Origin of the sequence: Sorangium sp. So ce204, from assembly GCF_051526795.1 — a bacterium.
Lineage (GTDB): Bacteria > Myxococcota_A > Polyangia > Polyangiales > Polyangiaceae > Sorangium > Sorangium cellulosum_B.
In genome coordinates, this window is sequence record NZ_CP150317.1 from 4,885,563 (window position 1) to 4,910,349 (window position 24,787).

A 24,787-nucleotide genomic window follows, 5' to 3' on the forward strand; every position below is an offset into this window, starting at 1 on the left:
CGCCCGCCCCGACCGGCCGCGCGCGGCGTCCCGCTACCGCTCGTCTAGCAGGGCGGACGGTCGCTGGAGCTCCTCGAGCGTCCGGCTCAGCGCCTCGAGCTCCGTGGCGGCCTCGTGGAAGCGACGCTCGCCGAGCAGGCGCAGGTAGCTCGCGAAGGCGCCGTTGGCCCGCTGCGCCAGCCCGTCGGTCACGCTGGGCCCACCCGGCGCCTCGGGCACGCCGGGCAGGCCCGCCACGGCCGGCGTCGGGGGCGGCTCGCCCTCCACCAGGCCGCGCAGCGCCGCGTCGAGCGAGCTCGCGTAGCTCATCCGGTCGCCGTGCATCACCACCACCACCCGGAGCTCCGGATACGCCGCCGTGTCCGCCTGGAGGAAGATGGGCTCGACGTAGAGGAGCGTGTCCTCGACGGGGATGACCAGCGCGTTGCCGCGGATCACCTTCTGACCCCGCTGGCTCCAGAGCGAGAGCTGCGCCGACAGCACCGGATCCTGGTCGATCTTGGTATCCATCTGCTGGGTGCCGAGGACACGCGTCTCCTTGGGGAACTTGTACGCGAGCATGCGCCCGTAGTTGTCGCCGTCGGACATGCCGGCGATCCAGCCGATGAGCACCTGCCGGTTCTTCGGCGTGAACGGCAGGATCAGGGTGAACTCGGGTCGCCCGTCGCCCGGCGGCTTCCACATCACATAATAGGGCTCCACCGGCTGGACCTCCTCGTAATACTTCTCGGTCGCGCGCGTCCAGAGATCCTCCTGGTTGTAGAACACCTCGGGATCTCTCATGTGATACTTCGCGTAGACGAGCCCCTGCGCGAGGAGGAAATCCTCCGGATAACGCACGTGCGCGCGGAGCTCCGCCGGCATCTCCTCGCGCGGCAGGAGCAGGCCGGGGAAGATGCGGCTGTAGACCTGGATGATCGGATCCTCCGGCTCGAAGACGTAAAGCCGCACCGAGCCGTCGTAGGCGTCGACCACCGCCTTGACCGAGTTGCGCGCGTAGTTCGCGTGGCGGAGGTGATGCGTGAACCCTGCCCGCCCGCCCGCGTCGCCCAGCGCGTGCCCCCCGTTCATCCCGGTGTCTTCAGCGGAGAAGAAGCTCTCGCTGTAAGGGTAATAGCTCGACGTGGTGTACGCATCGACGATCCAGTGGAGCCGCCCGCCGGCGACGACGATGTACGGATCGCGATCGAGCGCCAGGAAGGGGGCGATCGCCCCCACGCGCTCGCGGACCTCGCGGCGGAACATCACCCGGCTGTCGTCCGTGGGGATGCCGGACACGAGGAAGCTCGTGCCGCCGAGCTTCCACCCGAAGAGGAGCTTTCGGAAGAAGCCTTCAAGCGCGATCCCGCCGGTGCCCGCGTAGCGCGTGTAGACGTTCTCCGAGCCGCTCGGATGGTCGAACTCCGGCTCTCTGGAGTTGGCCACCACGTAGCCGTGGGTGGTCGCTCCGTAATAGATCTCCGGGCGCTCGACCGCGAGCTCGGGGGAGACGGAGACGGGCGGGATGTCCTTCACGAGCAGGTTCGGCTGCCCGTCGTGCGTGAAGTCGTGCGCCGAGGCCATCGCGACGCCGTGACCGTGCGTGTACTTGAAGCGACGGTTGACGAAGGTCTGGTGCTCGCTCGGCAGGTTCTCCGCGCTGAGCTCGCGCGGGGCGAGCATGACCTGCCGGTAGCGGTCGCCCACAGTGTAGCGATCGATGTCGATGCCAGGTATGTCGTAATAGAGGCGGATCGCCTGGAACTGATGGAGCACGGCGTCGAGCGCGCGCGGGTCCCAGAGGCGCACCTCGGACAGGAGATCCTGGTTGTTCGCAAGGGTCTCGCGGGTGAGCCGGTCGGAGACGGGGAACTCGGTGACCTCGACGTCGTGGAGGCGGAACCCCGCGCGGGTGAACGCGATGTTGTGGGCGAGGTAGGGGCGCTCGAGCGCGAGCTCGTTGGGCACCACCTTGAGCCACTGGAAGAGCAGCGGGAGCACGAACATGCCGAGCGCCCACGGCGCCGCGACGAGGAGCGCCGGCAGCGCGGCGAGCCCCGCCACAGTGCGCCGGCCCGGCCCGCGCTCGCCGGCGGCGAGGCGATAGAGGGCGCGCTGCACGGGCGGGAGGAAGAGCGCGAACCCCACGAGCGCCGCGATGACGGCGACGATCCGGGTCGCGGGCAGGCGCACGTGGACGTCGGTCCAGCCCGGGCCCACGACCACGCCCCACTCCGAGTACATGAGGTGATAGGCCGCGAGCCAGCGCCCCCAGGCCACGACGAGGGCGAGCGCGCCGAGAGAGAAGAAGAGCGCACGGTACCGTGCGGCACCGGCCGGCGCGGCGTCCGCGGCGGAGCCCGCGACGGCCGGCGCCGCGGCGGAGCCCGCGACGGCCGGCGCCGCGGCGTGCTCCGCAGGAGGCGCCGCGGCGTGCTCCGGGGCGGGATCACGGACCCTCCGCCTCACCGGCACAAGGCCCGCGTCGACCGCCGCCCCGGCGAGCGCGAAGAGCGCGAGGGCCCACAGCAGGAAGTAAACCGCATCGTGAAACGGCAACGAGAACAGGTAGAACGAGGTGCTGCGGCCGAGGACGGGGTCGCGCAGCTCCGTGGGCGCGCGCTCGAGGAAGCGCAGGATCACCGCCCAGCCGAAGAAGCCCCAGATGGCGCCGAGCGCCGCGCCGAGAAGCGTCGGGGTGCGCCGCGCGCCGCGCGACCGCGCAGGAAGGGTCAGCAGGAAGACGACGAGCCCGCCGAGCGCTGCGGCGACGAGCGCCGAGATCAACCGGGCCAGCGTCACCTTCCAGAAGCGCGCGGTGTAACCGAGCTCGGCGAACCAGAGGTACTCGCCCCAGAAGCTCAGGAACCCGAAGAACGCGAGCGTGCTTACCACAAGCAGCGCTCCCGCCGCGATGGGCAGGCGCTTGCGCATCCACATCCCCCGCGTGATCAGGGCTGCTCCGGCGCCGAGCAGCACCAGGATAACGAGAACGTACATTCGATGCCTCCCTCGAGCAGGGCCCCACGCGGGGCGCGACAGCGTGCGCCCTCAAGGCGCAAGGACCGCGCCCGATCCAGAGCTGCGGGTGCGTGTCAGCGATGCACGGACAGGCGAGCCGGCAGCGCGCCGGGATGGTCCGCCCCTTGAGCGCCCTCGTCCGGCACGCCTCAGCCGCCCTTGAGCGCGAGCACCTGAAGCGCGTGGACGAGCTGCTGATGCATCTCCCGCTGCTGCGCGAGCAGCGACTCGAGGAGCTGCGTCACGGGCGCGGGAGCGCCGAGGCTCAGACCACCAGTCTTCGATAACGCCAGAAGGAGGCAGGCGACGGTCGCGCCGGAGTCCGGGAAGATGACGATGTTCACGTTCCTGGCGTCACCGCGGTTGTGGCCCGATGAGCTCTTGTGGAAAGCGGAAGAGCGGCTGGCTGCATCTCCCGCAGCGGCGTCGGCGTCCGCGTCCGCGTCGGCGTCCGCGTCGGTGGCCGCCGCGGCAGACGTGGCCACAGCCGAATTTCTGGATGCAGCCGAGTTCGAGGCCGAGGCAGCATTCCCCGCCACCTCGGCTTCCGCCTCCGCTTCCGCTTCGGCCGCTGCGCCATCTTCCCGATCCGGCCTGGGCTGCGCTGTCGCTGCGCTGCCCTCCGCGGCCCGCTCCCGCACGTCGTCCGGCGTGCTCGTGGCAGACGGGTTGTCTCCAGGCATATCGACCCCTCCCAGTTCCTCGTCGGTCTTCGTTCGAGCTCGCCCCGCAGCGCGGCATCACGCCGGAGGCAGCGGCTTTCCACGGTAATATCCATGAAGCCAGCGCGCGGGCTGGTCAATGGCCTGCGCCGGCCTCCCGCGAGGCGCACGCCCCTGGCGCGGCGCTCTCAGCGGCTGATCTGCAGCAGGGCGCACCGCCACCAGGGCTCGATTACCAGCAGGAGGTCGACCTGCTATCGCTCTTCGAGGACTTCGCCGTCGACAACCAGATGCTCATCGCCGCCTCGCAGATGCGCATTCTGGTGGACGCCGCCTGCCGGGGTGTCGAACGGATTGTCGCAGTCCTTGTTGCTGCGAAACGCTCACCGGGCGGGCTTCGTCGCCGCCTTCGCGGCGCCGCCGGCCGCGTCGACGCGCTGCTCGATCTCGCTCAGCTTCCTGTCGATCTCCGCCCTCGCCGAGCTCCAGGGCTGCTTCGTGTCCTTGCCGAGCTCGTTCAGAGCCCCGATCACCTCGCGGTGCTTCGCCTCGATCTCTCGCAGCGCCTGGTCGACGGGGCCCCGGTCGACGGCAGGCACGGTGGGCGCCTGCGCCTTGAGCTCCGCCGCCCGCAGCTCCAGGAGCCGAGCCCGCTTGCGCGCGTACTCGATGTACTCCGCTTTCGTGTCGTGCCGCGCGCCCTTGAGCGCCTCCTCGAGCTCCCGGCGCTCCTCGGCCACGTCCTCGCGCACGCCGGCCCGCTCCTGCCTCGCCTCTCTCCTGGCCTCGGCGATCTCCTCCGCGGCCTCGCGCCGAGCTTCGGCGATCTTCTGCTCCGCCTCGCGCTGGATGCGCGCGATCTCCTCCTGCGCCTCTTTGCGGGCCTGAACAACGTCCTCGCCCGGGTTGCGGTCACAAGCGACCACGAGCGCCGCGGCGGCCATCGCCGAGACCAACGATGCGGTCCTGTAGAACATCATGCGTCCTGCTCCCCTGATTGAGAGTTGCTTCACGCACGGTCGAGCCGGTGCGTGAACGAGCGCAGCCACCCGCACGTGAGAGGCTGCAGTGCCTTGGCTGGTCGGGGCACGCGACGTTTGCATGCAAATTCGTGCCCCGAACGCCCCGTGCGAGCGACGGAGCCCGGCGCTCGGGGCCAAGCGCGCCGAAGCGCTCGACAACACCTCAGGCGGAGTGCGTCCACGCGCGCGGGTGCACTCTGCTCGACGAGCTGCACATCGCCCGAGCGGCATCCTCGACGCCATCGGCTGCCGGTGCGACGATCTCGGTCATGCCCGTGAGTGTCTCCTGTCGCGCAGAGCGGCGTCTCTGCTCGTCGTACAACGACCTGTGTCAAAGCGCGAAGGGTCCAATGTGCGATTCACGCCAGGAGCCACTCGCGTGAATCCTGGAGCGTCTTTCGGCACGCGCCGTGCACGGCGCACAGGGCGCACGCGTGCGCGCGGAGAGCACTGAGCGCCTGACGGACGAGGGGCTGAGCCAACGCGAGCGCTGCGCCCTCTCCCAGGCAGGCGACGACGAGCACCACATCGAGGACATCGCCCATGAGTGCGGAGTGTCCGGGCTCTCCAGAGCGGGATTCACGCGACCGTCCGATAGAGCACAGCTCCGGAAACACCGACCGCAGGAGGAAGATCATGATCGACGTTTCGAAGATGAGCCAGGACACCAAGGCCTGCATCAGCGCGTGCCTCGATTGCCATGAGCTCTGCAAGAAGATGGTGATCCACTGTCTCCGTCAGGGCGGCGCGCACGCCGAGCCGGGCCACGTCGAGATCATGCTCGACTGCGCGGAGATTTGCCAGATGAGCGCGCATTTCATGCTCAGAGGGTCGCCGCTCCTCGGCCGCACGTGCGAGGTCTGCGCCGAGGTATGCGACCGCTGCGCGTCCGAGTGCGATCGCTTCGACGACGAGCGGACGAACATGTGCGCGGAGGTATGCCGCGCCTGCGCAGAAGCCTGCCGCGACGCCTCCCCTGTCGCGCGCGCGGCGTAGGCGTCCGGTCCAGCGCTCCCCGTGAGGAGCGGCGGAGCGTGGCTCGCTCGATGACGAGCGGCCTGGTGCTCCGCTGAACCCGCGCCGGGTCGCCGCAGGTGAGCGCCCGCTCACGACGTGGAGGAGGCCTGCTCGCTCGACGGAGGGCGCCGTATCACCGAGAAGCTGCCGTCCGTCCCCAGGATCATCGCCTCCACGTCCGCCAGCGACATGATCCCCTGCTGGCGCGCAGCCGCGAGGAGCTCGTCATCGACGACGCGCTCCTGCTTGAGCGCGCGCGGGAGCACCTCCCCGCGGCGCACCAGCAGCATCGGCTCGGCCTTGACCATATGGCTCACCGCCTTCGAGCGGACCGAGAGCCAGGTGATCAGGAACTGGAGCGAGATGAGCAGCGCGAACGCGAGAACACGCTCGAGGAGCGCCACGCTCTTGGAGAGCGTCACGGTCGCGAGCGTCGAGCCGAGCGCGACCGGACCCGTCCTCGACGGGGCCGAGCGTGATCGCGTCACGTCAGACATGTCCATTGTCATGATGGTCAGGCCGGGGACGTCCAGGGGTAACCGAGACGTCGACCGAGACGTCGAACGTGTCGTCGTGGTCGTCGCGGCGGCTCTCTCACCAACGCGCTCAGCTCCGCGGCGCCGACGCCGCCCGAGCGCTCGGCGACATCGGGCCCGTTTCGCCCTCCGCGAGGGGCAGATCGAGGCGGAAGACCGATCCCTGGCCGGGCGCGCTGCTCACGCCGAGTGACCCGCCGTGCGCCTCGGCGATCCGCCGCGCGAGCCACAGCCCGAGCCCCACGCCGGGCACCAGCTCGCGGGACGCGCCGACGCGGCGGAACGGCTCGAAGATCCGCTCGAGATCCTCCGGCGCGATGCCGATGCCCTGATCGGCGACCGTGACGAAGGCACGATCGCGGTCCTCTCCCACGGAGACGGTGATCTCTCTTCGCTGAGGAGAATACTTGATGGCATTGCTGATGAGGTTGTTGAGCACCTGCGCGATGCGCGACGGATCACAGCGGGCGACCACCGGTCCCGCGGCGATCGAGACGATGATCTCATGAGCCGATGACAAAGGTTGGAAGAGCTCCGCCGCCTCGCGCGTGAGCTCGCGCAGATCGCAGGCCTCCAGCTTGAGCTCGATCCGGCCGGCGTGGATCCGGGTGGCGTCCAGGAGGTCGCCGACGAGCCGATCCATCCGAGCGACCTGCCGTGCGACGAGATCGTTCGCCCGCCGGGCATGCTCCGCGGTCGGCGCCGGGCCGGTCGGGTCGAACCTGCCGACCTTCATCTGGAGCGCCGTCAGCGGGTTGCGGAGGTCGTGGGCGACGCCGGCGATGAAGGTGAGCTGATTCTCCTCCTGGCAGACCAGCCTGTCCGCCATGCCGTTGAACACGCCCGCGATCGAGCGCAGCTCCGCGGGCCCCGTGGCCGGGGCGCGCGCGGTTTTGTCCCCGCGCGCGAAGCGCTCGATGGCCCGCTCGAGCGCCGCAAGCGGGGAGTGGACGCAGCGCTCCAGGGCGACGAGCGACCCCGAGATCGCGATCACGGCGAGCAGGGCGACTCCGATGCTCAGCACGTTGGCCGCCGAGTCCCAGGCGGCGGCCTGGCGTGTCGCGGCCCGCGCCTGCTGGCTGTTCTTGTCGACGAAGTCCTGGAGGCTCGTCATCGCGGCGTCGAGCAGCGGCGAGGAGGTCCGGATGGCCTCGCCCGGCGTCGCGCGGTGCTCGAGGAGGGCTCTCCGGGAGGCGAAGTAGTCGTGCATGCGCTGCTCCACCTCGCGCAGCAGCGATTCCTCCTCCGGGCTGCCGACGTATTTGCGGACCTCGACGAGGCGCCGGTCCGCGCGGGCGACGATCGCCTCCAGCGCAGGGCCGGTGTCCTCGGCGGACGTCAGCGAGCCCTCCGCCGACGCCAGCGCGAGGTTGCTGAGGCCGTTGTACTGCGTCATCTGCTGCTGCAGCTCCATCGCCAGCCGCACGCCATCGACGCTGTCGTCGATGAGGAGCGCCGTCCGGTGCAGGAACGTGGTGAGCAGGCCCATTCCCGCTGCTGAGAGCATCAGGAGCACGGCCATGAGCGCGATCATTCCCCGGACGATGGATCGGAGGCTCGTCCCGCCCGCCTCCTCACACGACCTCGCCTGTCCATCGTGGGGTGGGCGCCGGTGATTCGCGGACATGGGAGGCACTATGACAGCGGCCCCGCATCGCGTCGGCGGCTTCGAACGCCGGCCGGCCCGGCGCCCGCGCGCCCTTCCAGGCCACGGCGCAGGCGCCGCTCGTCACGTGCCCCGACGTCGTAGGAACGCCGCTCGCAAGCCCGCGGCGGCGGTAGGAGGATGCGGAGCTCCCAGGTCGGAAGCGCGCCGTCGGCGCGCACCAGCGTGCTCGCGGTCGCCGGCGGCGTGGTCGCCCTGTGCCTGGCCGTCCATCATCTCTGGCCCGCTGCGCTGTCGCTGCGCGTCGGGGACGAGCCGGCGCGCCTCGAGGATCACCTCGCGCCCGACGAGCGCGGCGCATGATGATCACGGCCCCGCGCGGTGTCGATCCAGGATCTCCGCCAGCGCAAAGGCCTGGCGCAAGCTGACCCGATGGCGCAGCGCGCTTCGCAGTTTCGCGCGCCGCGACACGCGCGCCCCGGCGCCCGCGTCGGAGACGCCCGTCGGCGACGGCGCCTCGTTCTGCGCCGCTGGCGGCGGCGCCGCGCGCGCGGGCCGGCCGGTCGCTATCTCGTCATACGGCGCGCGCAGCCTCCCGCCATACGGCGCGCGCGGGGGCGCCCCGCCGTCCTCACGCCGCTCGCGCGTCCCGCCGAGCGCCGCGCCGAGCCAGGAGATCAGCGCGAAGAGCAGGAAGAGCGCGAGCAGCAGCAGGTCTGCCAGCGTCACGGGTGCCCTCTCCGCTCGCGGAGCGCCTCCGTGGTCCCGTCGGCGCCGGTCATGTCCGAGGCGATGGCGCCGCGCATGTCGGTGTCCGCCTGGACGTTCTTCAACCGATGATAATCCATGATGCCAAGGTTCCCCCGGCGGAACGCGTCGGCCATGGCGCGCGGCACCTCGGCCTCGGCCTCGACGACCCGCGCCCGCATCTCCTGCTCCAGCGCGACCGCCATCGCGCGCCGCTCCTCCGCCTTGGCCTGGGCGATCTGCTTGTCCGCGTTGGCCTGGTCGATCTGCAGCTTGGCGCCGATGTTCGCGCCCACGTCGACGTCCGCGATGTCGATGGAGAGGATCTCGTACGCCGTCCCCGCGTCGAGCCCCCGCGAGAGGATGTTCTTCGAGATATGATCGGGGTTCTCGAGCACTTCCTTGTGCGTGGCCGCCGAGCCGATGGTGCTCACCATGCCCTCTCCGACGCGGGCGATGATCGTCTGTTCGCCCGCCCCGCCCACGAGCCGATCGATGTTGGTCCTGACGGTCACGCGGGAGATCGCGATGAGCTGGATCCCGTCCTTCGCGACCGCCGCGATGCGGGCGGTCTCGATGACCTTCGGGATCACGGACATCTTCACCGCCTCGAGCACGTCGCGGCCGGCCAGGTCGATGGCCGCGGCGCGTTTGAACGGCATCGGGATGTTCGCCTTGTCCGCCGAGATGAGGGCATTGACCACGCGCACCACGTTGCCGCCGGCGAGGTAGTGCGCCTCGAGGTCATTGACGGAGATGTCGAGCCCTGCCTTGACGGCGCTGATGCGCGCGGTGACCACCGTGCCCGGCGGGACGCGCCGGAACCGCATCCCGACGAGCGTGAACAGCCCGACATACGCGCCCGAGGCCCAGGCCGCGATCCAGAGGGGTATCGGGATCATGTAGAGCCCGATGAACAGCGCCGCGAGCAGCAGCAGGACCAGCCCGAACAGGCCCAGATCGATACCCATCATCCCCCCATCTCCTGCGCCTCTGTCCGGCGCACGACGACGCGGTTGCCCTCGACGCGGATCACCTCGACCGACTCTCCGGCCGCGATGTACTCGGCCTCCGACACCACATCGATCCGCGCTCCCCCGATGCGGGCGATCCCGGCCGGCCGCAGCGGCGACGAGGCGACGCCGCGCTCGCCCACCAGCGGTCCGCTGGCCTGGGCTGGCGGGCCGCCGGCGACGTCCGCGCCGAGGCTCGTCGCCAGGACCAGGCGCCGCCCGAATGGGAGCCGCGGCAGGAAGCGCAGCGCGACGAGCATGCCGGCCAGCGCCAGCGCGATGGACAGCGCGACCTGGGCGACGGCCTCGAGGGCGCGCCCGGGCGTCACGCCCGCGCCGACCAGGCTCATGCTCAGGCCGGCGAGCAGCGCGACCGCGCCGAGGACGCCGGCGACGCCGAAGCCGGGGATCACGAACACCTCCAGGGCGAGGAGCAGCACGCCGGCCACGGCGAGCGCGATCTCCTCCCAGCCGACGAGGGCCAGCAGCCAGTGCGCCCAGAAGAACAGCACCAGGCAGGCGCCGCCCACCAGGCCCGGGACGCCGAACCCCGGCGTGCGCAGCTCGATCAGCAGGCCCATCATCCCGAGGCTCAGGAGGAGCGAGCTCACGACAGGCGTCGTCAGGAACCTGAGCACGCGCTCTGCCCAGCTCGGCGACAGGCGGCGGATTTCGGCCCCCGCGAGGCCGAGCCGGGCGAGCACGGCATCCATGCCGTCCGCCTGGGCGTCTGCGACGCCGAGCGCCAGCGCCTCGGCGGTCGTGAGCGTGAGCAGCTTCCCCGGCCCCACGACCCCCTCGACGGCGACGTCCTCGTCCACCATCGCCTCGGCGAGCTCCGGCGGCCGGCCGCGGCGCTCGGCGGTCGAGCGGAACTCCTTCCTGACGTACGAGGTCGCCTTCTCCCCGGCGGGCTCCGCCCCCTCCGGCCCCGCGTGCACCGGCGCCGCGGCGCCCAGGGTCGCGCCCTCCGCCATCACGATCTGCTCTGCCGCGAGGGCGACGAGGGCGCCCGCCGAGATCGCCCGTTGATCGACGAAGACGACGGTGCGGAGCGGGGTCGCGAGCAGCGCGTCGCGGATGGCGATGGCCGCGTCGACGCGGCCGCCGAGCGTGTTCGTGGGCAGGATCAGCGCGCTCGCTCCTGCCGTCTCGGCCGTGTCGATGGCCCGCTGGACGAAGGCGGACAGCCCGGCGTCGATCTCGCCCTGGATCGGCGCGACATGAACGATCGGTGCGGCCCCGGCACGCGCCGTCGAGGCGACGAGCGCGGAGACGAGCGCGAGCACGTACGGAATCCAGCGCGGCAGCCGCGCGCGCGGGCGCCTTCCTGTCAGCGACACGCGTCACCCCCGGGCGGACACCTAGAGCGGTGATCGCCGTGGTCAAAGCCGCCGGCGTGCGCGGCGAGATCCGCAGCCTTTCGGGCAGCTCCACCGTGCGCCGATTTTTCAGCCCCGCAGCGTTCGCGCCCATCCGTCGAGCGTGGAGGCGATCTGGTGAGCAACCTCTCGCCTGGCCGATCATGACGCCTGCGCGCACTGGATAGGCCGCGACGGGCGCCGCGACGTCGGAGGCCGATCGACGCGCGACGCCGTCCGGCGTGCCGGATCAGCTTGCGCTACGCCGCGCGATATGTTTTGAGTTCAAAGTATTCGTTCCGCCGCTCGCCCGCGGCGATCCCGGAGGGCGTCGCGCCCTGTTCGTTTCCGACGGCTCGCGCCTCGCGCCCGGCGGATGAGGGAGGTGCCGCGCCTCGCGCCCGGAGAGCGGCGCCTCGTCGCCGCCAAGGAGGGGAGTTCCATGGCCCGACTGCTCATCGTCTCCAACCGTCTCCCGATCAGCGTGCGCGTCGACCGCGGCGCGCTCAACCTCACGCGCTCCTCGGGCGGCCTCGCCGCCGCCATGCGCGGCCCCCACGAGCGGCGCTGCGCGGTCTGGATAGGCTGGCCGGGCAGCGTCACGAGCCTCTCCCCGGAGCAGCGAAGGGACGCCGACGTGGCGCTCGCCGGGATGCGCGCCGTGCCCGTGCACCTCGGCGCCGCGGAGCAGCACCGCTTCTACGACGGCTTCTCGAACGGCGTCCTCTGGCCCCTGCTCCACTACCTGCTCGACAAGGTGAACCTCGACGCGGAGCTCGACTGGGAGGCCTACCAGCGCGTCAACGAGCGCTTCGCCGACGTCGTCGCCGCGCAGTACACGCCGGGCGACACGATCTGGGTGCACGACTACCAGCTCCTGCTCCTCCCGGCGCTCCTCCGGCGGCGCCTCCCCGGGGCCCGGATCGGCTTCTTCCTCCACGTCCCGTTTCCCGCCGCCGAGGTCTTCCGCATCCTCCCGTGGCGGGAGCAGATCGTCCGGGGCCTGCTCGGCGCGGACCTGATCGGCTTCCACACGGCGGCCTACCGCAGGAACTTCGCGGCGTCGGCGGCGCACGTGCTCGGCGTCGAGCCGGGCGAGGCGGAGCTCGAGCACGACGGGCGCAGGATCGCGCTGGGGGTCCACCCGATCAGCATCGACGCCGCCGAGATCGAGCGGCTCGCGGGCCACCCCGGTGTGCGGGAGGAGGCGGCGCGCATCCGCGCCGAGGCGCGCGGCCGCAAGATCGTGCTCGGGATCGACCGGCTCGATTACACGAAGGGGATCCCGCGCCGGCTGCTCGCGATCCAGCGGTTCCTCGAGCGCGAGCCGGAGCTGCGCGATCAGGTCCGCTTCCTCCAGCTGGCCGTGCCCACGCGCGAGATGGCCGGCGCGTACGCCGACTTCCGGCGGGTCGTGCACGAGATGGTCGGCCGCATCAACGGGCAGTACGGCACGACGTACGCGACGCCGATCCACTACATGCACCGCTCGCTGCCGCTCGAGCAGGTGGTCGCCCTCTACCTCGCCGCCGACGTGATGCTCGTGACCCCGCTGCGCGACGGCATGAACCTCGTCGCGAAGGAGTACGTCGCCGCGCGGGTCGACGACGACGGCGCCCTGATCCTGAGCGAGTTCGCGGGCGCGTCCTCCGAGCTCGCGGAGGCGATCTCCGTCAACCCGTACGACATCGGCTCGGTCGCCGCCGCCGTGAAGCAGGCGATCGCCATGCCGCCGGCCGAGCAGCGGCGCCGGATGGCGGCGCTGCGCGGCCGCGTGGCCACGCACGACGTCCACGCCTGGGCGCAGGCGTTCCTCGACGAGCTCGACCGCGCCGCGGCGCCGGAGCCCGAGGGGGCCGCAGCGCCGTCGCGCCGAGGGATGCCCGAGGGCGTCGTCGAGCGCGTGCGCGTCGCGCCGCAGCGCGTGTGGATCCTCGACTACGACGGTACGCTGGTCCCGTTCGCGCCGGTGCCGGACCTCGCCGCGCCGGACGAGGAGCTGCTCGCGCTGCTCAGGGCGCTGTCCGAGCGCGACCGCGTGCACATCGTGAGCGGCCGCCGCCGCGCCGACATCCAGCGATGGCTCGGCGCGCTGCCGCTCCACCTCCACGCCGAGCACGGCTTCTGGTCGCGGCGCAAGGCGAGCGACGACTGGGTCGCGCTCGAGCCGGACGCCGCCGCCTGGAAGGGCGAGGTGCGGGCGGTCCTCGAGGGCTTCACCCGGCGCACCCCGGGCAGCTTCATCGAGGAGAAGACGGTGACCCTGGCCTGGCACTACCGCACGGCCGAGCCCGAGCTGGCGAGCCAGCACGTGCGCGAGCTGCGCGCGCACCTCGAGGGGCGCCTCCCCATGGATACCCTGGAGCTCCTCGCCGGCGCGAAGGTGGTCGAGGTCCGGCCGCGCGGCGTCCACAAGGGCAGGGTGGTGCCGCTCATCCTGGACGACGTCCCGGGGAGGGCGGCGGTGATCGCGATCGGCGACGACCGCACGGACGAAGACATCTTCGCGGCGCTGCCGCCGTCCGCGTACACCATCCACGTCGGCAACGAGAGCAGCCGCGCCGCCTACCGGCTGCCCGACGCCGGCGCGGTGCGGCGCCTCCTTCGCTCGATCCACGCCGGCCACGCGGGGCTCGACGCCGGCCACGCGGGGCTCCACGCCTGACCCGCGCCGGGGTCCACGCGCGATCCATGCCTTTCTTCCTGGCCCGAAGCCGCCGCCGCTCGCGGCGCGGCGGTGTCCACGACCGGCCCGCGTTTCCCGGCGCGAGCGCGGCGGAGAGGCGCGTTATAAGGCGCGCCATGCATCAAGATCCCGGCCGTGAACCGCCCGAAGAGAGGCCGTCCGGGCGGCCCGCGGGGGCGGCCCTGCAGGACCGCATCGCCGCCGCGCTCGGCATCGAGCCCGAGGCCCGCGAGGCCATCGTCCGGAGCATGCTGGAGCGGAGCGCCCGAGGGGCGGCGGGCTATTGGCTCCAGCTCTTCCTCGCCATGGGCATCGCCTCGCTCGGGCTCGTCCTCGGCAGCGGGGCGGTCGTCATCGGCGCGATGCTGATCTCGCCGCTCATGGGGCCCATCGTCGAGCTCGGGATGGGCCTCGCGATCGGCTCGCCGTTCCTGGCGCTGCGCTCCTTCACGCGCGTCGCCTTCAGCGTCGTCATGGTCGTGACGAGCGCCACGGTCCTCACGCTGATGCTGCCGTTCTACGAGGTGACCTCGGAGATCGCCGCGCGCACGTCGCCGACGGCGCTCGATCTGCTCATCGCGATCTTCTGCGCGATCGCGGCCGCCTACACCACCGCGCGGCCCGGCTCGGACACGACCTCGACGGCCGCGGGCACGGCGATCGGCATCGCGCTCGTGCCCCCGCTCTGCGTGATCGGCTTCGGGATCGGCACGCGGATGAAGAGCGTCGCGAGCGGCGCCGCGCTGCTCTTCACGGCGAACCTCTGCGCGATCCTCCTGTTCGCCATCCTCTCCTTCCTGCTCCTCGGCTACAGCGCCGTCAGCACCGCGGAGCTCGAGCACGCGGAGCTCGCGAAGCAGAAGCCGGGCGCGATCCGCCGCGTGGCGCGCGCGCTGCAGGTCTTCTTCGAGCTCCGCCACGGGTGGATCTTCCGCGTGCTCATGCCGCTCGCGCTCCTCGGGGCCGTGTATTTCCCGCTCCGGGAGGCGCTCGCGCGCGTGTCGTGGCAGGTGCGCGTCCGAACGGCGATCGTGCGCATGCTGGACGCGCTGCCGCAGAGCGCGGTGCGGTCGAACGTCTCGGTCGATCACGGCAGCGTCGTCGTGCGCCTCGTCATGCTCGGCCGAGCCGACGAGGCGGAGCGGATCGAGCACGACCTGCGCGATCAGATCGCCGCCGTCGCGGGCATCACCCCGAAGGTCGACGTGATCGCCGTCCTCGACGCGAGCGCGCTGGAGGAGGTGGCGGCGTCGGTCAAGGCGAGATCGACGCCCATCGACGTGGTGCCCAAGGAGCCCGATCTCGTGCTCGTCCGCCAGGAGCTCGCGAAGTCGCTCGCCGGCGCGTGGCCGCACGCGGCGGGGCCGCTCGTCGCGTGGCGGCTCCGGTTCCCGGAGAACGAGCCGGCTGTCGTGGAGGTGGTGCACGTCGGTCCGGAGCTCGGCGCTCCGGCGGGCGACCTGCTCGGGCGCGCGCTCTCGCGCGAGCTCGGCGCGGAGGTCGCGGTGCAGGACCGCGCCATCTCGCCCGACCCGATCGTCGCCGAGCCGCCGGGCGGGTGGTCCTGGCTCCAGGCAGCCGGGCCCGCGCTCGCCTGGGTGGACGACGTGGAAGCGCTCCACGGGTGCGTCGAGGTGCCCCCGAACCCCGGGGAGAAGCCGAGCGGGGAGAAGCCGAGCGGGGAGAAGCCGAGCGGGGAGCTCGACGCGGTCCTCGCGGCGCTCCGGTCGCTGCCGGCGCTCCGATCGGATCGGGTGCACGTCCGTGAGGGCGCGCGGTGGCGGGCGCTGGTCTCGGCCACGCCGTGCGCGCCGGCGTTCGCAGCGGCGCCGGCCGACGCCGCTGCGGACGCCGGCGCTCCGGCGGACGCCGGCGCGGGCTCCGGCATCCGCTGAGGCCCGCCGCGCGGGCGGTCGCCCGCGGCGGCTACTGCTCCGTCGACGTCTCGGCCTCCTCGAGCGTCAGCGCCGCGCCGGGCGCCGGGGCCTCGGACAGCGCGAGCCTGCCTACGAGGAGCCCCGCCACGGCCGCCACGGCCGAGGCGAGCAGGACGCCGAGCTTGGCCGCGGCGAGCAGCGCGGCGTCGCCGAACGCGAGGCCCGCGATGAAGATCGCCATCGTGAAGCCGATGCCCGCGACGCAGCCCACGACCGCGATCCCGCGCCAGCCGACGCCGCGCGGCAGGGCGCAGACGCCGAGCCGGACCATCGCGAAGCTCGCGAGGAAGACGCCGAGCGGCTTGCCGGCGACCAGGCCGAGCGTGACCCCGAGCAGGATCGTCCCCGAGGCCGCGTGGCCCAGCGAGGAAGCATCGATGCGGACGCCGGCGTTGGCGAACGCGAACAGCGGCATGATGCCGTACGCGACCCACGGGTGGAGCGCCGCCTGGAGCCGGACCACGGGCGGCAGCGCCTCGCGCTGGGCCTGCCGGATCCGCCCGAGGGGCTTGAGCAGCTCGTCCGCGCGGTGGCCGTCGCGGCTGGTGAGCGCGGCGACCCTGTCCACCGCGTCGCGCGCCGCGGCGACGAACCCCTGGGTGCCGAACCACGAGCGCACCGGCGTCAGGAGCCCGATGGCGACGCCGGCGATCGTGGGGTGGACGCCGGCGCGGAGCATGCCCCACCAGACGACGGCGCCTGGGGCCACGTAGGCGGCGGGCGAGCGGACGCCGAAGCGCTGGAGCACCCCCACCGCGAGCGCCCCGCCGGCCGCGACGAGCAGGCCGCTCCACGCGACGCCCGACGAGTAGAACAGCGCGATGACGATGATGGCGCCGATGTCGTCGATGATGGCGAGCGCGAGCAGCAGCACGCGCAGGGCAGGGGGCACGCGCTTGCCGAGCAACGCCAGGACGCCCACCGCGAACGCGATGTCGGTCGCCATGGGGACGCCCCAGCCGTGCCGCGAGGCCGGCGAGGCGTTGAGCGACAGGTAGAGGAGCGCGGGCGCGATCATGCCGCCCACCGCGGCGGCGATCGGCAGCGCCGCGCGCTTGAGATCCGAGAGCTCCCCCTCGTGGATCTCCCGCCGGATCTCCAGGCCGGCGACGAAGAAGAAGATCGTCATCAGCCCTTCGTTGATCCAGAAGTGGAGGGGCTGCGTGAACGCCAGCGAGCCCGCGCCGAGCGTGATCGGGACGTGCCAGAGGTGCTCGTAGGCGTCGCCCCACGGCGAGTTCGCCCACGCGAGGGCGACGGCGGACGCGATCAGCAGGACGATCCCGCTGGCGGCCTCGACGTGCAGGAAGCGCTCGATCGGGCCGAGGACGCGCTCGGCGATGCGGCGCGCGGGGGCCCACGTTCCGGGGGCAAGCTCCTGAGAGGGGGATCGGCTCAATGGACCACCGAGGCGCGAGCGACGTCGCGCGAGGGGGAAGGCGGCCCGACCGTCCCATGAAGACCTGTCGCGGCGCTCCACGGCCGCGACACCCGCGCGGGAGAATACTCGTTCAGGCAACCGGATCCAGCGCGAACGGGCGCGCCCGGCCGGGTGCGTCGCTCCGGCGCGGTCGGGCGCCGCCGCTCCGGCGCGGCCAGGCGCATGGATCGGCCTCGCGGCGCAGGGTGGATCGTGAGCTGGCCTCGGCGCATCGTGGGGCCGGGAGGCGACGGATGACGCGAGATGCCCTGGATCGCGCCGCGGTGACGGCCTTTCTGGTCGCCCGCCACGGCGATGCCGTCTGCGACTCGGCCATCGAGATGCGCCCGCTCCCCGGCGGGCTCTGCTCGGAGGTCGCGCTCGTCACCGCGCGGCTGCGCGGCGCCGCGGGGGCTCGCCGGGTCACGCTCGTGGCCAAGCTCGTGCACGGCACGGCCGCGCGCGAGGCGGCCGTCTACCGGCGGCTCTCGAGGTCCGTCGGCCGGCGCTTCTCGCCCGAGCTGCTCGGCGCGGAGCGGCTCGGGCGCGGGCGCTGGCTGCTCTACCTCGAGCGGATCGAGCCGGCGCACGCCTGGCCCTGGGCCGACAGCGGGCACACGGCCCGGGTGCTCGAGCGGCTGGCGCGCCTCCACGAGGAGACGGCGCAGGGCGCCGCGCTGCCGGCCTGGGACTACGAGGCCGAGAACCTGGCCATGGCGCGGGACACGCTCTCGCTGGCCGAGCGCCTTCCCCGCGGCGAGGTCCCGGCGCTCGCCCGGGCGCTGCCCGCCCTGCGGCGGGTCGTCTCGGCGCTGCCCGCGATGCGCCGCCAGCTCCTCGCGTTCCAGCCGCTCGGCCGCGCCGTGATCCACGGCGACGTGCACCCAGGAAACGTCATGGTCCGCCGGCGCGACGGCGTCGTGGAGCCGGTGCTGCTCGACTGGGCGCGCGCGCGGATGGGCTCGCCGCTGGAGGACGTGAGCTCGTGGCTCCAGGCCCTCGGGTACTGGGAGCCGGAGGCGCGGCGCCGCCACGATACGTTGCTCGCCGGCTACCTCTCGGCGCGCGGGCTCGCCCCCGCGCTGACCCGGCCGCTGCGCGACGCCTACTGGTTCGCGGCCGCGTCCAACGCGCTCGCGGGCGCGCTCGGGCACCACCTCGCGATGGCCTGCGGCGCGAGCGCGCCCGGCGTGCTCGCGGCCGCGGCACGGAACGCGGCGGACTGGCTGCGCGTCATCCGCCGGGCCGACGCGTGCTGGAGCTGAGGTGCTCGCGGTCGTCGAAGCGCAGGAGGACGCCGCGCTCGCCCTGCCACGAGAGCGACGTGAGGCTGGCGTTGCCCGGCCGGAACGGCTCCCAGCGCGCCGGCGGGACGCCGTGCAGCGCCCCGAGGATCTGGCCGATGACGCCCGCGTGCGTGACCACGAGCACGCGCTGCCCCCGGTGCGCCGCGGCGATCGCCGCGATCGTCGCGAGGCAGCGCGCGCGGAGCTCCCGGTAGCTCTCCCCGCCTGGCCAGCGGAAATCGTCGTCGGCCTGGCGCAGGTGCGCCTCCCAGAGCGGGGCGTGGCGCGCCTTGACCTCCTCGATCGGGAGGCCGTCCACGTCGCCGCAGCCGATCTCGCGCAGCCCGTCGTGGGGGCGGGCCGGGCCCCACGCGCCGGCCGCGATCCGCGCCGTCTCGAGCGCGCGGCTCAGCGGGCTGGAGTACACGGCGTCGAAGGCCGGGCCTCCGGCGAGGCGGCGGCGCAGCGCCTCGGCCTCTTCACGCCCTCGCGCGTCGAGCGGCGTGTCGGTCCACCCGCTCATCGACGTCGCGGGGCCGGCGCGGTTACCGGCGGTGTGGCCGTGGCGCACGAGGACCAGGAGAGAGGGGCGCATGGGTCGGACCGGAGCAGGGGGGCTCGGCCCGGAAGCTAGCGTGAGCCGCGGCCAGATCGAGCGCCGCGCGACGGGCTCACCCTGGCGCCGTGGTCGCCCGGCGGCGCGAGCGAGCCGGGCCGGCGCGGGCGCTCTGCGTTGCGGTCCGGAGGGGTCCGGCCCCCCGGCGGGCGCTCTGCGTTGCGGTCCGGAGGGGGTCCGACACCCTGGTGGGCGCTCTGCATTGCGGTCCGGAGGGTCCCGGACCCCCCTTCTGGCACAACCAACGGCGCTTCCAGGGGGTCGATGGCACAAAAGAACGCGGAGGAAAGCGGTATTTGACACAGATTGACCTTGCTGAGGCGCTCCGCGGAGCGTCTCGAGGGGGTCAAGGACCCGGTGTGTCGCAATGCATTGCGGTTGTGCCGGTGTCGGACCCCCCTGATCTGGCACATAGTCACACCGAGGTGGCACAACTCGGGGGGCCTGGTCGCACCCGGAGGTGCGGGCGAAGGGGACGTGGCACAGGCCGGCGGCGGCGACGGCCGCGTCGTCGCGCTCGGCGCTCGGCGCCGCTCGTGGCGATGCGATCACTTCGAAGCGCTGATGGCCGCCTGCTGCCGGGCCGACGTCCTGGGCAGCGGCGCGGAGCGTGCCCGAAGGGCGTCCCGCTTCGGAGGCGCGCCAAACAACCGCGCGTACTCGCGAGAGAACTGCGACGCGCTCTCGTAGCCCACCTCGAAGGCGGCGGCTGTCGCCGATACGCCTTCATGCACCATGAGCCGACGCGCCTCCATGAGCCGCAACCGCTTCTGAAACTGGACCGGCGCCAGCGACGTGAGCTGCTTGAACTGCACGTGAAACGCCGTCGAGCTCATCCCCGCGCTCTTCGCCAGGCGACGGACCGGGATACGCGTCCGATACTCGGCGCGCAGCATCGCGATCGCGGCCGCGAGCCGGCTGGCGCTGCTCGTGGGCAGCGAAAGGGCCCGCAGCGCCGCTCCGTGGGGCCCTGACAGGAGCCAGTAGTGCAGCTCTCGCGCGATCCCCGGATGGAGCAGCGGAATCGCCTCGGGTCGACCGAGCAATCGCATCAGACGCAACGCGCAGTCCAGCACCACCTCATCGATGTTCGCGACGAGGAGAGGCGGCGCCTTCGATGCGTCCTCGGCCGTCGAGCTCGACGCGGAGGCGATTTCCCTGATGAGCGCGACATCCAGCTCGACCGCCAGGGCCAGATAGGGCTCTGACTGACTCGCCTGAACGATTCGCCCCGTGACCGGCATGTCTGCGGTGACTATCACCGACTCGCCGCGAGAGACGATCCGCTCCTCGGAGCCGACGAGCATGCGCTTCGCACCCTGGAGGACGAGACACACGAGCGGCCGATAGATCGAGTGGAGCGGGCCGCTCGGCGCGTGCACGCACATCATGCGCAGGCCCGGAACCTTGGTGAGCGCCAGCCCGTCTCCATTCGCGTGCTTGCTCGCGTAGTCTCGCACCGCGCGCCGAAGATTGTCCATCGCCTCGCCCTCTCGCCGTCGGACCCCGAGCGCCGGCGGAGACGGTAGCCCGTCTTGAAGGATTAGGCAAGGTTTTGGTGGGACCAGGCAGGACGGGGACCGAGCGCGCGAGCATGCTGAAGCCCGCAACCAACGCAGAAAGGGCGTGGAACATGTCGGACTCTGAGAGCGATTCGCGGCGCAGGTTCTTGGCTGGGGCTGCGGCGCTTGCACCGGTGATGGCGGTCGCTGGCGTCGCCGCGGTGGCGTGTGCGCAGACCCAGGCGCCGCGGGCAAACGGAAAGGTGGCGCTCGTGACCGGCTCGTCCCGGGGGATCGGAGCGGCCACGGCGAAGCGGCTCGCTCGCGATGGATTCGCCGTGACGGTGAACTGCGAAAAGAATCGCGAGCTGGCAGCCGCGGTGGTCGACGAGATCGAGGCTGCCGGCGGACGCGCCATCTGGGTACAGGCCGACGTCAGCGAGGCGGACGCGGTAGGGCGGCTGTTCGACGAGGCCGAGCGCGCCTTTGGCGGCATCGACGTCGTCGTCAGCAACGCCGGCGTCATGCGCCTCGCCCCGTTTCACGCGATGAGCGACTCGGACTTCGCGAGGATGCTCGACGTCAACCAGAAGGGCAGCTTCTTCGTCTTGCGCGAAGGAGCGAGGAGGGTACGGAGCGGCGGCAGGATCATCGCGCTGTCGTCGAGCATCACGCAGCTGCGCACGGGCACGTACGGCGCCTACGCTGCGACCAAGAGCGCACAAGAGATATTCGCGAACGTCCTCGCGAGAGAGCTCGAAGGACGCCAGATCTCCGTGAACGCGATCGCGCCGGGCGTGGTGAACACAACCCTGTTCACGGACGGCAAGACCGCCGAGCAGATCGCGAGCTTTGCGCAGCGAACGCCGCACAAGCGCCTCGGCGAGCCGTCGGACATCGCGAACGTCATCTCTGCCCTGTGCGGCGATGATTGCGGCTGGATCAACGGACAGACGATCTTCGTGAACGGCGGCATCGTCTGACGGCTCGGGCCGCGATCAACCAGGCACGACGACGATCTCGCCGGTCGTGTACAGCGCCGAGGTGTCCCAGGCGAGCCCGGGGGCGAGCGGCACATCGATGCTCACGTCGGAGAACGTCCCCAGGAGGGCGCCGCTCCAGCCGAGCACGGCGACGGTGGCGCCGGCCTGGAAAGGCATGGCCCCGTCATCCACGTGGATCTCCAGCGCTCCGTCGACGGTCACGTCCCCGTCCACGAACAGGAGCGGCGCGGCGCTCGGCCCGGCGACGGTCACGCTCAGCGTCGCGAACAGGCCCTGGCTGTAGCTCCCGGCGACGCTCGTCGAGGGGTACACCTCGCCCACGACCAGCGTGCCGAGCGCGGGGTTCGCGAGATCGCCCGTGAAGCTGCTTGTCTCGAGGCGCCCCCTGTAGAAATCGATGTTGTCGCCGGCCTGGACCTCTATCTCTCCCGCGATGAGCTCGCCGTCCGCGAGCCGCACCGCCCACCTCGGGCCGCCTGGAGCGCCGGGCAGCGGCGCGAGCCGGAGGAGGCCGCCGATGCGGACGGATCCACCCCCGTCGATGTGCAGCGCCGGATAGACCGGCGAGTCGGTGGACGCGAGGATCGTGACGTCACCGCCGTTGATCCACGACGCATGGACGTCGGTCACGTGGATGTACGCCGCGCCGCCTCGCGAGCGGATCTCGGCCTCCTCCGTGGCCAGGGTCCCCAGCGCTCCGAGGGCGATCCCGCCGATTCCATCGTCTCCCCCCACCGACAGCAGCCCCGCGTTCGTCCAGGTGCCGCCCCAGCCGCTCACGCTGACAACGCTGTTCTCGAGCTCGTTGCCGAGGACCTGCGCGCCCACGGTGGAGAGCTCGCCCCGGTAGATGGACAGCTGCGCGGCCCTGCCCGCGCCGACGACGAACTCCCCCGTGCTCACCCACCTCGTCGCGGAGCCTGTGATGATCGCCTCGATCGGGCGGAAAGGGTCCGGCGAGGTGTTGGCGCCGAAATAGACGTTGTGCGAGAAGAAGCTCGCTCCTTTTCGGAGCTCGATCTTGCCGCCCCACAGGTCGCCGATATAGGCGTTGGTTCGGCTCGTCAGGGTCGCGTCGTACCCGTCGACGAGCACGTCGCCGTAGGCGTGGAAGTAGGGCCCGCTGACCAGCAGATCGTCGGTGATGACCCTGGCGCCGGTCCGTACGATGAGCGAGCCCCAGGCGAAGTGTCCTGCGCCGATCGCGAGAGAGCCATTGTTGGTCCACCGCGATCCGTACCCGACCACCTCGACCGTACCGGAGCCCTCGTAAGGCCCGCCGAGGATGGCGCCGGGGCTGAGCATCCTCCCCTTGTTGAAGACGCGCACGCTCCCCGAGCGGGGCGTGCCCGGTATCGTGCCGCCGACCAGCAGAGGGCTATCGCCAAGGTCCCAGTCCGACGATCGCACGTCCTCGAATCAGCGCTACCGATGAGCCCGGCGCGACGGGCCTCGCCGCCCAGGCCGCATTGACCGGGCAGGGTGGAACGGATAGCCGGTGGCGGGGTGCTTGCCCCACCCGGCCCGAATGATGGAACCGCGAGGACGCCATAAGACGCCAAGAGGCGCCAAGAGACGCCAAAATTTTTGTGTTATTCATGGCGTCTTATGGCGTCTCTTGGCGTCTTATGGCGTCCTCGCGGTTCAAAAGACCTTGCCTTCGGCCAAAGTACCCCACCGCCGGATGGCCCCTCTCGCGGGAGATGTCCGGAGTCGACTTCGCTGTCTCCGCCGCCCGTCGGTCCGATTTGCGAGAGGCGATTTGAACCCTGTGTGCGAGCGTGCGAGTCGGCGTCGAGGCGCGCCAGGGCGCTACGCAGCGTCAGGCGGGCTCTCGGGGAGCACGGACGCGAGCTCGAAGCCCCTGCGGATGTCCGCTCGAGCGACCTCGCTCCGGGGTGGGTCGTGGCTCGACCGCGCTCGATCTGCTCGGGTCGGGCCCGTGCGGCGCCCATGTGGGACTCTCGATGACCAATCGGCTCCGACCCCTCTGTTTTCCATCACGGAACGCGCGCGCTCCGGAGACAGTCACGGGCATGAAGCGCTCCTCGTCGATCGTGCAGGCTGCCCTCGTCCTCCTCGCGTGCGCCTGCGGTGACGGAGGTGATGTCGGCGGCCAGGGCGGGCAGGGGGGCCAGGCGAGCGGAGGTCCGTCCACCGGCACGACAGGCGCCGGCGCCGGCTCGTTCGCCAGCACGGCGGGTTCCGGCGCAGGCCCGTCCGCCAGCACGACGGGCGCCGGCGGCGGCCTCGGCCCCCACGTCCCTGAGCCGAGCACGCCGACGCGCGGCGGGACGATGACGTTCACGAACATCGGCGCGCCCGGCTGGTGGCCCCGCCGCATCGACCGCGCGCCGGGCGACCCGGCGTGCGACTACAAGGACGGCGACGACACCTGGGGCGGGCACTGCTGCATGACGGAGCATCACACGACGAGCGACACGCTCGCCCCGTTCGATGAAGAGATGACCCTCATCATGAAGGCGATCCGCGTGAAGCAGCTCGCCGTCTACCAGCCCGGCAGCGACCCGGCCGCATGGCAGATGGTCTCGTCGTGGGACGCGAAGAACGGCGTGGGCTCCAACCTGCTCGTCACGGAAGGGCAGAACACGTCCGCCGACTTCACGGGCGACCTCACGAAGAAGGACTGCGTCACGTACTTCACCCAGGACAAGCCCTTTGCGTGCGGTGACGGCAAGGACTATTACTGTCCCGACGATCCGGGCATCATGCACCTCGGCTGGGCGGGCTCGAAGCTCGTGGTCTTCCTGGCGTCGATGACGTTCGACGACGCGGGGGTCGAGAAATGCGACGGTGGTGGGCAGGGCCATCCCGGCCCGTGGGTCGCGTTCGTCGCGTCCGAGCTCTTTCGCGACGGCGGCCGCAAGTGGAACGGGCTCTGCAACTGCTACTCGAAGACGGGCACCGTCGGCGACGGCTGCGGCGAGATCAACGTCTTCGAGGTCGTGATGGACAACAACGAGTACAGCAACCGCGAGTTCATGAGCACCGGTGTCCGCTCGTACCAGGAGGGGCACATCGGCGGCAGCGTCTGCGGGACCGGCTGTGATCGCGACGCGTTCGCCGAGGATGTCGAGGTGGTGGATGCGTGCGCGCAAAAGGCCTACGACAAGGGGCCTGTCATCGAGGCCGGCGGGCCCTCGGACGGCTGCCCGACGTGGCGCCGGCCCAGCGGCGATCGCTACTTCATGATCCTGCTCGATGAGGCGCAGCGCACGATCCAGGTCGCGGTCATCCACCCCGAGAGGATCCCCTCCGCCGCGGCCGAGATGCTCCCCGATCTGCCGGGCGGGCTCTCGCGCGGCTCGATCGACGCCATGCTCTCGATGCGCCTGCCCGAATGAGCTCCAT

At 71.8% G+C, this 24,787-nt stretch carries 19 protein-coding genes; 7 read left to right on the forward strand and 12 right to left on the reverse strand.

Annotated features, from left to right (window positions below; translation table 11 throughout):
• Positions 1 to 33: 33 nt before the first annotated feature.
• The 3 genes from WMF22_RS17990 to WMF22_RS18000 all read right to left on the reverse strand — a co-directional run bounded on the left by WMF22_RS17990 (position 34) and on the right by WMF22_RS18000 (position 4,642).
• A complete protein-coding gene (locus WMF22_RS17990; RefSeq protein WP_438036501.1) occupies positions 34 to 2,979 on the reverse strand; it encodes a UPF0182 family protein in 2,946 nt (981 codons plus the stop codon).
• 170 nt (positions 2,980 to 3,149) lie between these two features.
• Positions 3,150 to 3,485 carry a hypothetical protein gene (locus WMF22_RS17995; RefSeq protein WP_438036502.1) on the reverse strand — a complete coding sequence of 112 codons (336 nt, stop codon included), beginning with the start codon at positions 3,483 to 3,485 and terminating at the stop codon, positions 3,150 to 3,152.
• Between the two features lie 560 nt (positions 3,486 to 4,045).
• On the reverse strand, positions 4,046 to 4,642 hold the full coding sequence (locus WMF22_RS18000; RefSeq protein WP_438036503.1) for a hypothetical protein: 597 nt from the start codon (positions 4,640 to 4,642) through the stop codon (positions 4,046 to 4,048).
• Positions 4,643 to 5,320: 678 nt separating this feature from the next.
• Here WMF22_RS18000 and WMF22_RS18005 point away from each other — a divergent pair.
• Positions 5,321 to 5,680 carry a four-helix bundle copper-binding protein gene (locus WMF22_RS18005; protein WP_437300294.1) on the forward strand — a complete coding sequence of 120 codons (360 nt, stop codon included), beginning with the start codon at positions 5,321 to 5,323 and terminating at the stop codon, positions 5,678 to 5,680.
• 110 nt (positions 5,681 to 5,790) lie between these two features.
• Here WMF22_RS18005 and WMF22_RS18010 read toward each other — a convergent pair whose 3' ends face one another.
• A complete protein-coding gene (locus WMF22_RS18010) occupies positions 5,791 to 6,189 on the reverse strand; it encodes a DUF421 domain-containing protein (protein WP_438036504.1) in 399 nt (132 codons plus the stop codon).
• 118 nt (positions 6,190 to 6,307) lie between these two features.
• Positions 6,308 to 7,759 carry an ATP-binding protein gene (locus WMF22_RS18015; protein WP_438036505.1) on the reverse strand — a complete coding sequence of 484 codons (1,452 nt, stop codon included), beginning with the start codon at positions 7,757 to 7,759 and terminating at the stop codon, positions 6,308 to 6,310.
• Between the two features lie 264 nt (positions 7,760 to 8,023).
• Between WMF22_RS18015 and WMF22_RS18020 the strand changes: the two genes are divergently transcribed.
• Complete coding sequence (locus WMF22_RS18020; protein ID WP_437300297.1) at positions 8,024 to 8,206, forward strand: hypothetical protein; 183 nt, start codon at positions 8,024 to 8,026, stop codon at positions 8,204 to 8,206.
• 3 nt (positions 8,207 to 8,209) lie between these two features.
• On the opposite strand, the gene WMF22_RS18025 is transcribed toward WMF22_RS18020, so the two are convergent.
• The 3 genes from WMF22_RS18025 to WMF22_RS18035 are packed head-to-tail and all read right to left on the reverse strand — an operon-like array spanning position 8,210 to position 10,892.
• On the reverse strand, positions 8,210 to 8,572 hold the full coding sequence (locus tag WMF22_RS18025; RefSeq protein ID WP_437300298.1) for a hypothetical protein: 363 nt from the start codon (positions 8,570 to 8,572) through the stop codon (positions 8,210 to 8,212).
• Positions 8,569 to 9,561: a flotillin-like protein FloA gene (gene floA, locus WMF22_RS18030; protein WP_437301575.1), complete on the reverse strand. Its 993-nt coding sequence runs from the start codon at positions 9,559 to 9,561 to the stop codon at positions 8,569 to 8,571. The genes WMF22_RS18025 and floA overlap by 4 nt, the downstream gene beginning before the upstream one ends.
• A complete protein-coding gene (locus tag WMF22_RS18035) occupies positions 9,561 to 10,892 on the reverse strand; it encodes an NfeD family protein (protein WP_438036506.1) in 1,332 nt (443 codons plus the stop codon). The genes floA and WMF22_RS18035 overlap by 1 nt, the downstream gene beginning before the upstream one ends.
• A 514-nt stretch (positions 10,893 to 11,406) precedes the next feature.
• On the opposite strand from WMF22_RS18035, the gene WMF22_RS18040 reads away from it, so the two are divergent.
• Both WMF22_RS18040 and WMF22_RS18045 read left to right on the forward strand, forming a co-directional pair.
• Entirely contained in the window at positions 11,407 to 13,629 is a 2,223-nt protein-coding gene (locus tag WMF22_RS18040) for a bifunctional alpha,alpha-trehalose-phosphate synthase (UDP-forming)/trehalose-phosphatase (protein ID WP_437300300.1), read from the forward strand.
• Between the two features lie 137 nt (positions 13,630 to 13,766).
• A complete protein-coding gene (locus WMF22_RS18045) occupies positions 13,767 to 15,545 on the forward strand; it encodes a DUF389 domain-containing protein (RefSeq protein ID WP_438036507.1) in 1,779 nt (592 codons plus the stop codon).
• 31 nt (positions 15,546 to 15,576) lie between these two features.
• Here the strand turns inward: WMF22_RS18045 and nhaA are convergent, their stop codons facing one another.
• Complete coding sequence (gene nhaA, locus WMF22_RS18050; protein WP_438036508.1) at positions 15,577 to 16,986, reverse strand: Na+/H+ antiporter NhaA; 1,410 nt, start codon at positions 16,984 to 16,986, stop codon at positions 15,577 to 15,579.
• Between the two features lie 275 nt (positions 16,987 to 17,261).
• Between nhaA and WMF22_RS18055 the strand changes: the two genes are divergently transcribed.
• Positions 17,262 to 18,272, forward strand: coding sequence for a phosphotransferase family protein (locus WMF22_RS18055; RefSeq protein ID WP_437300303.1), 1,011 nt, complete (start codon positions 17,262 to 17,264; stop codon positions 18,270 to 18,272).
• On the opposite strand, the gene WMF22_RS18060 is transcribed toward WMF22_RS18055, so the two are convergent.
• Together WMF22_RS18060 and WMF22_RS18065 are read right to left on the reverse strand one after the other, a co-directional pair.
• Positions 18,241 to 18,888 carry a histidine phosphatase family protein gene (locus WMF22_RS18060; RefSeq protein WP_438036509.1) on the reverse strand — a complete coding sequence of 216 codons (648 nt, stop codon included), beginning with the start codon at positions 18,886 to 18,888 and terminating at the stop codon, positions 18,241 to 18,243. The genes WMF22_RS18055 and WMF22_RS18060 overlap by 32 nt on opposite strands.
• Before the next feature lie 569 nt (positions 18,889 to 19,457).
• The gene (locus tag WMF22_RS18065) at positions 19,458 to 20,390 is read right to left on the reverse strand and encodes an AraC family transcriptional regulator (RefSeq protein ID WP_437300305.1); all 933 of its coding nucleotides are present in this window, start codon (positions 20,388 to 20,390) and stop codon (positions 19,458 to 19,460) included.
• Positions 20,391 to 20,542: 152 nt separating this feature from the next.
• On the opposite strand from WMF22_RS18065, the gene WMF22_RS18070 reads away from it, so the two are divergent.
• Positions 20,543 to 21,394: an SDR family oxidoreductase gene (locus WMF22_RS18070; RefSeq protein WP_437300306.1), complete on the forward strand. Its 852-nt coding sequence runs from the start codon at positions 20,543 to 20,545 to the stop codon at positions 21,392 to 21,394.
• 15 nt (positions 21,395 to 21,409) lie between these two features.
• Here the strand turns inward: WMF22_RS18070 and WMF22_RS18075 are convergent, their stop codons facing one another.
• Positions 21,410 to 22,825, reverse strand: a complete 1,416-nt coding sequence (locus WMF22_RS18075) for a hypothetical protein (protein WP_438036510.1) — start codon at positions 22,823 to 22,825, stop codon at positions 21,410 to 21,412.
• A 626-nt stretch (positions 22,826 to 23,451) separates the two neighbouring features.
• Here WMF22_RS18075 and WMF22_RS18080 point away from each other — a divergent pair.
• Complete coding sequence (locus WMF22_RS18080; RefSeq protein WP_438036511.1) at positions 23,452 to 24,780, forward strand: DUF2403 domain-containing lipoprotein; 1,329 nt, start codon at positions 23,452 to 23,454, stop codon at positions 24,778 to 24,780.
• Positions 24,781 to 24,787: the final 7 nt, after the last annotated feature.

Excerpts from the sequence above, each read along its gene's own strand:
- WMF22_RS17990 (WP_438036501.1), bottom strand. The coding sequence starts at position 2,979 with ATGTACGTTCTCGTTATCCTGGTGCTGCTCGGCGCCGGAGCAGCCCTG.
- WMF22_RS18000 (WP_438036503.1), bottom strand. The coding sequence starts at position 4,642 with ATGATGTTCTACAGGACCGCATCGTTGGTCTCGGCGATGGCCGCCGCG.
- WMF22_RS18005 (WP_437300294.1), top strand. The coding sequence starts at position 5,321 with ATGATCGACGTTTCGAAGATGAGCCAGGACACCAAGGCCTGCATCAGC.
- WMF22_RS18015 (WP_438036505.1), bottom strand. The coding sequence starts at position 7,759 with ATGGCCGTGCTCCTGATGCTCTCAGCAGCGGGAATGGGCCTGCTCACC.
- WMF22_RS18020 (WP_437300297.1), top strand. The coding sequence starts at position 8,024 with ATGCGGAGCTCCCAGGTCGGAAGCGCGCCGTCGGCGCGCACCAGCGTG.
- floA (WP_437301575.1), bottom strand. The coding sequence starts at position 9,561 with ATGGGTATCGATCTGGGCCTGTTCGGGCTGGTCCTGCTGCTGCTCGCG.
- WMF22_RS18040 (WP_437300300.1), top strand. The coding sequence starts at position 11,407 with ATGGCCCGACTGCTCATCGTCTCCAACCGTCTCCCGATCAGCGTGCGC.
- WMF22_RS18045 (WP_438036507.1), top strand. The coding sequence starts at position 13,767 with ATGCATCAAGATCCCGGCCGTGAACCGCCCGAAGAGAGGCCGTCCGGG.
- WMF22_RS18055 (WP_437300303.1), top strand. The coding sequence starts at position 17,262 with ATGACGCGAGATGCCCTGGATCGCGCCGCGGTGACGGCCTTTCTGGTC.
- WMF22_RS18060 (WP_438036509.1), bottom strand. The coding sequence starts at position 18,888 with ATGCGCCCCTCTCTCCTGGTCCTCGTGCGCCACGGCCACACCGCCGGT.
- WMF22_RS18065 (WP_437300305.1), bottom strand. The coding sequence starts at position 20,390 with ATGGACAATCTTCGGCGCGCGGTGCGAGACTACGCGAGCAAGCACGCG.
- WMF22_RS18070 (WP_437300306.1), top strand. The coding sequence starts at position 20,543 with ATGTCGGACTCTGAGAGCGATTCGCGGCGCAGGTTCTTGGCTGGGGCT.
- WMF22_RS18080 (WP_438036511.1), top strand. The coding sequence starts at position 23,452 with ATGAAGCGCTCCTCGTCGATCGTGCAGGCTGCCCTCGTCCTCCTCGCG.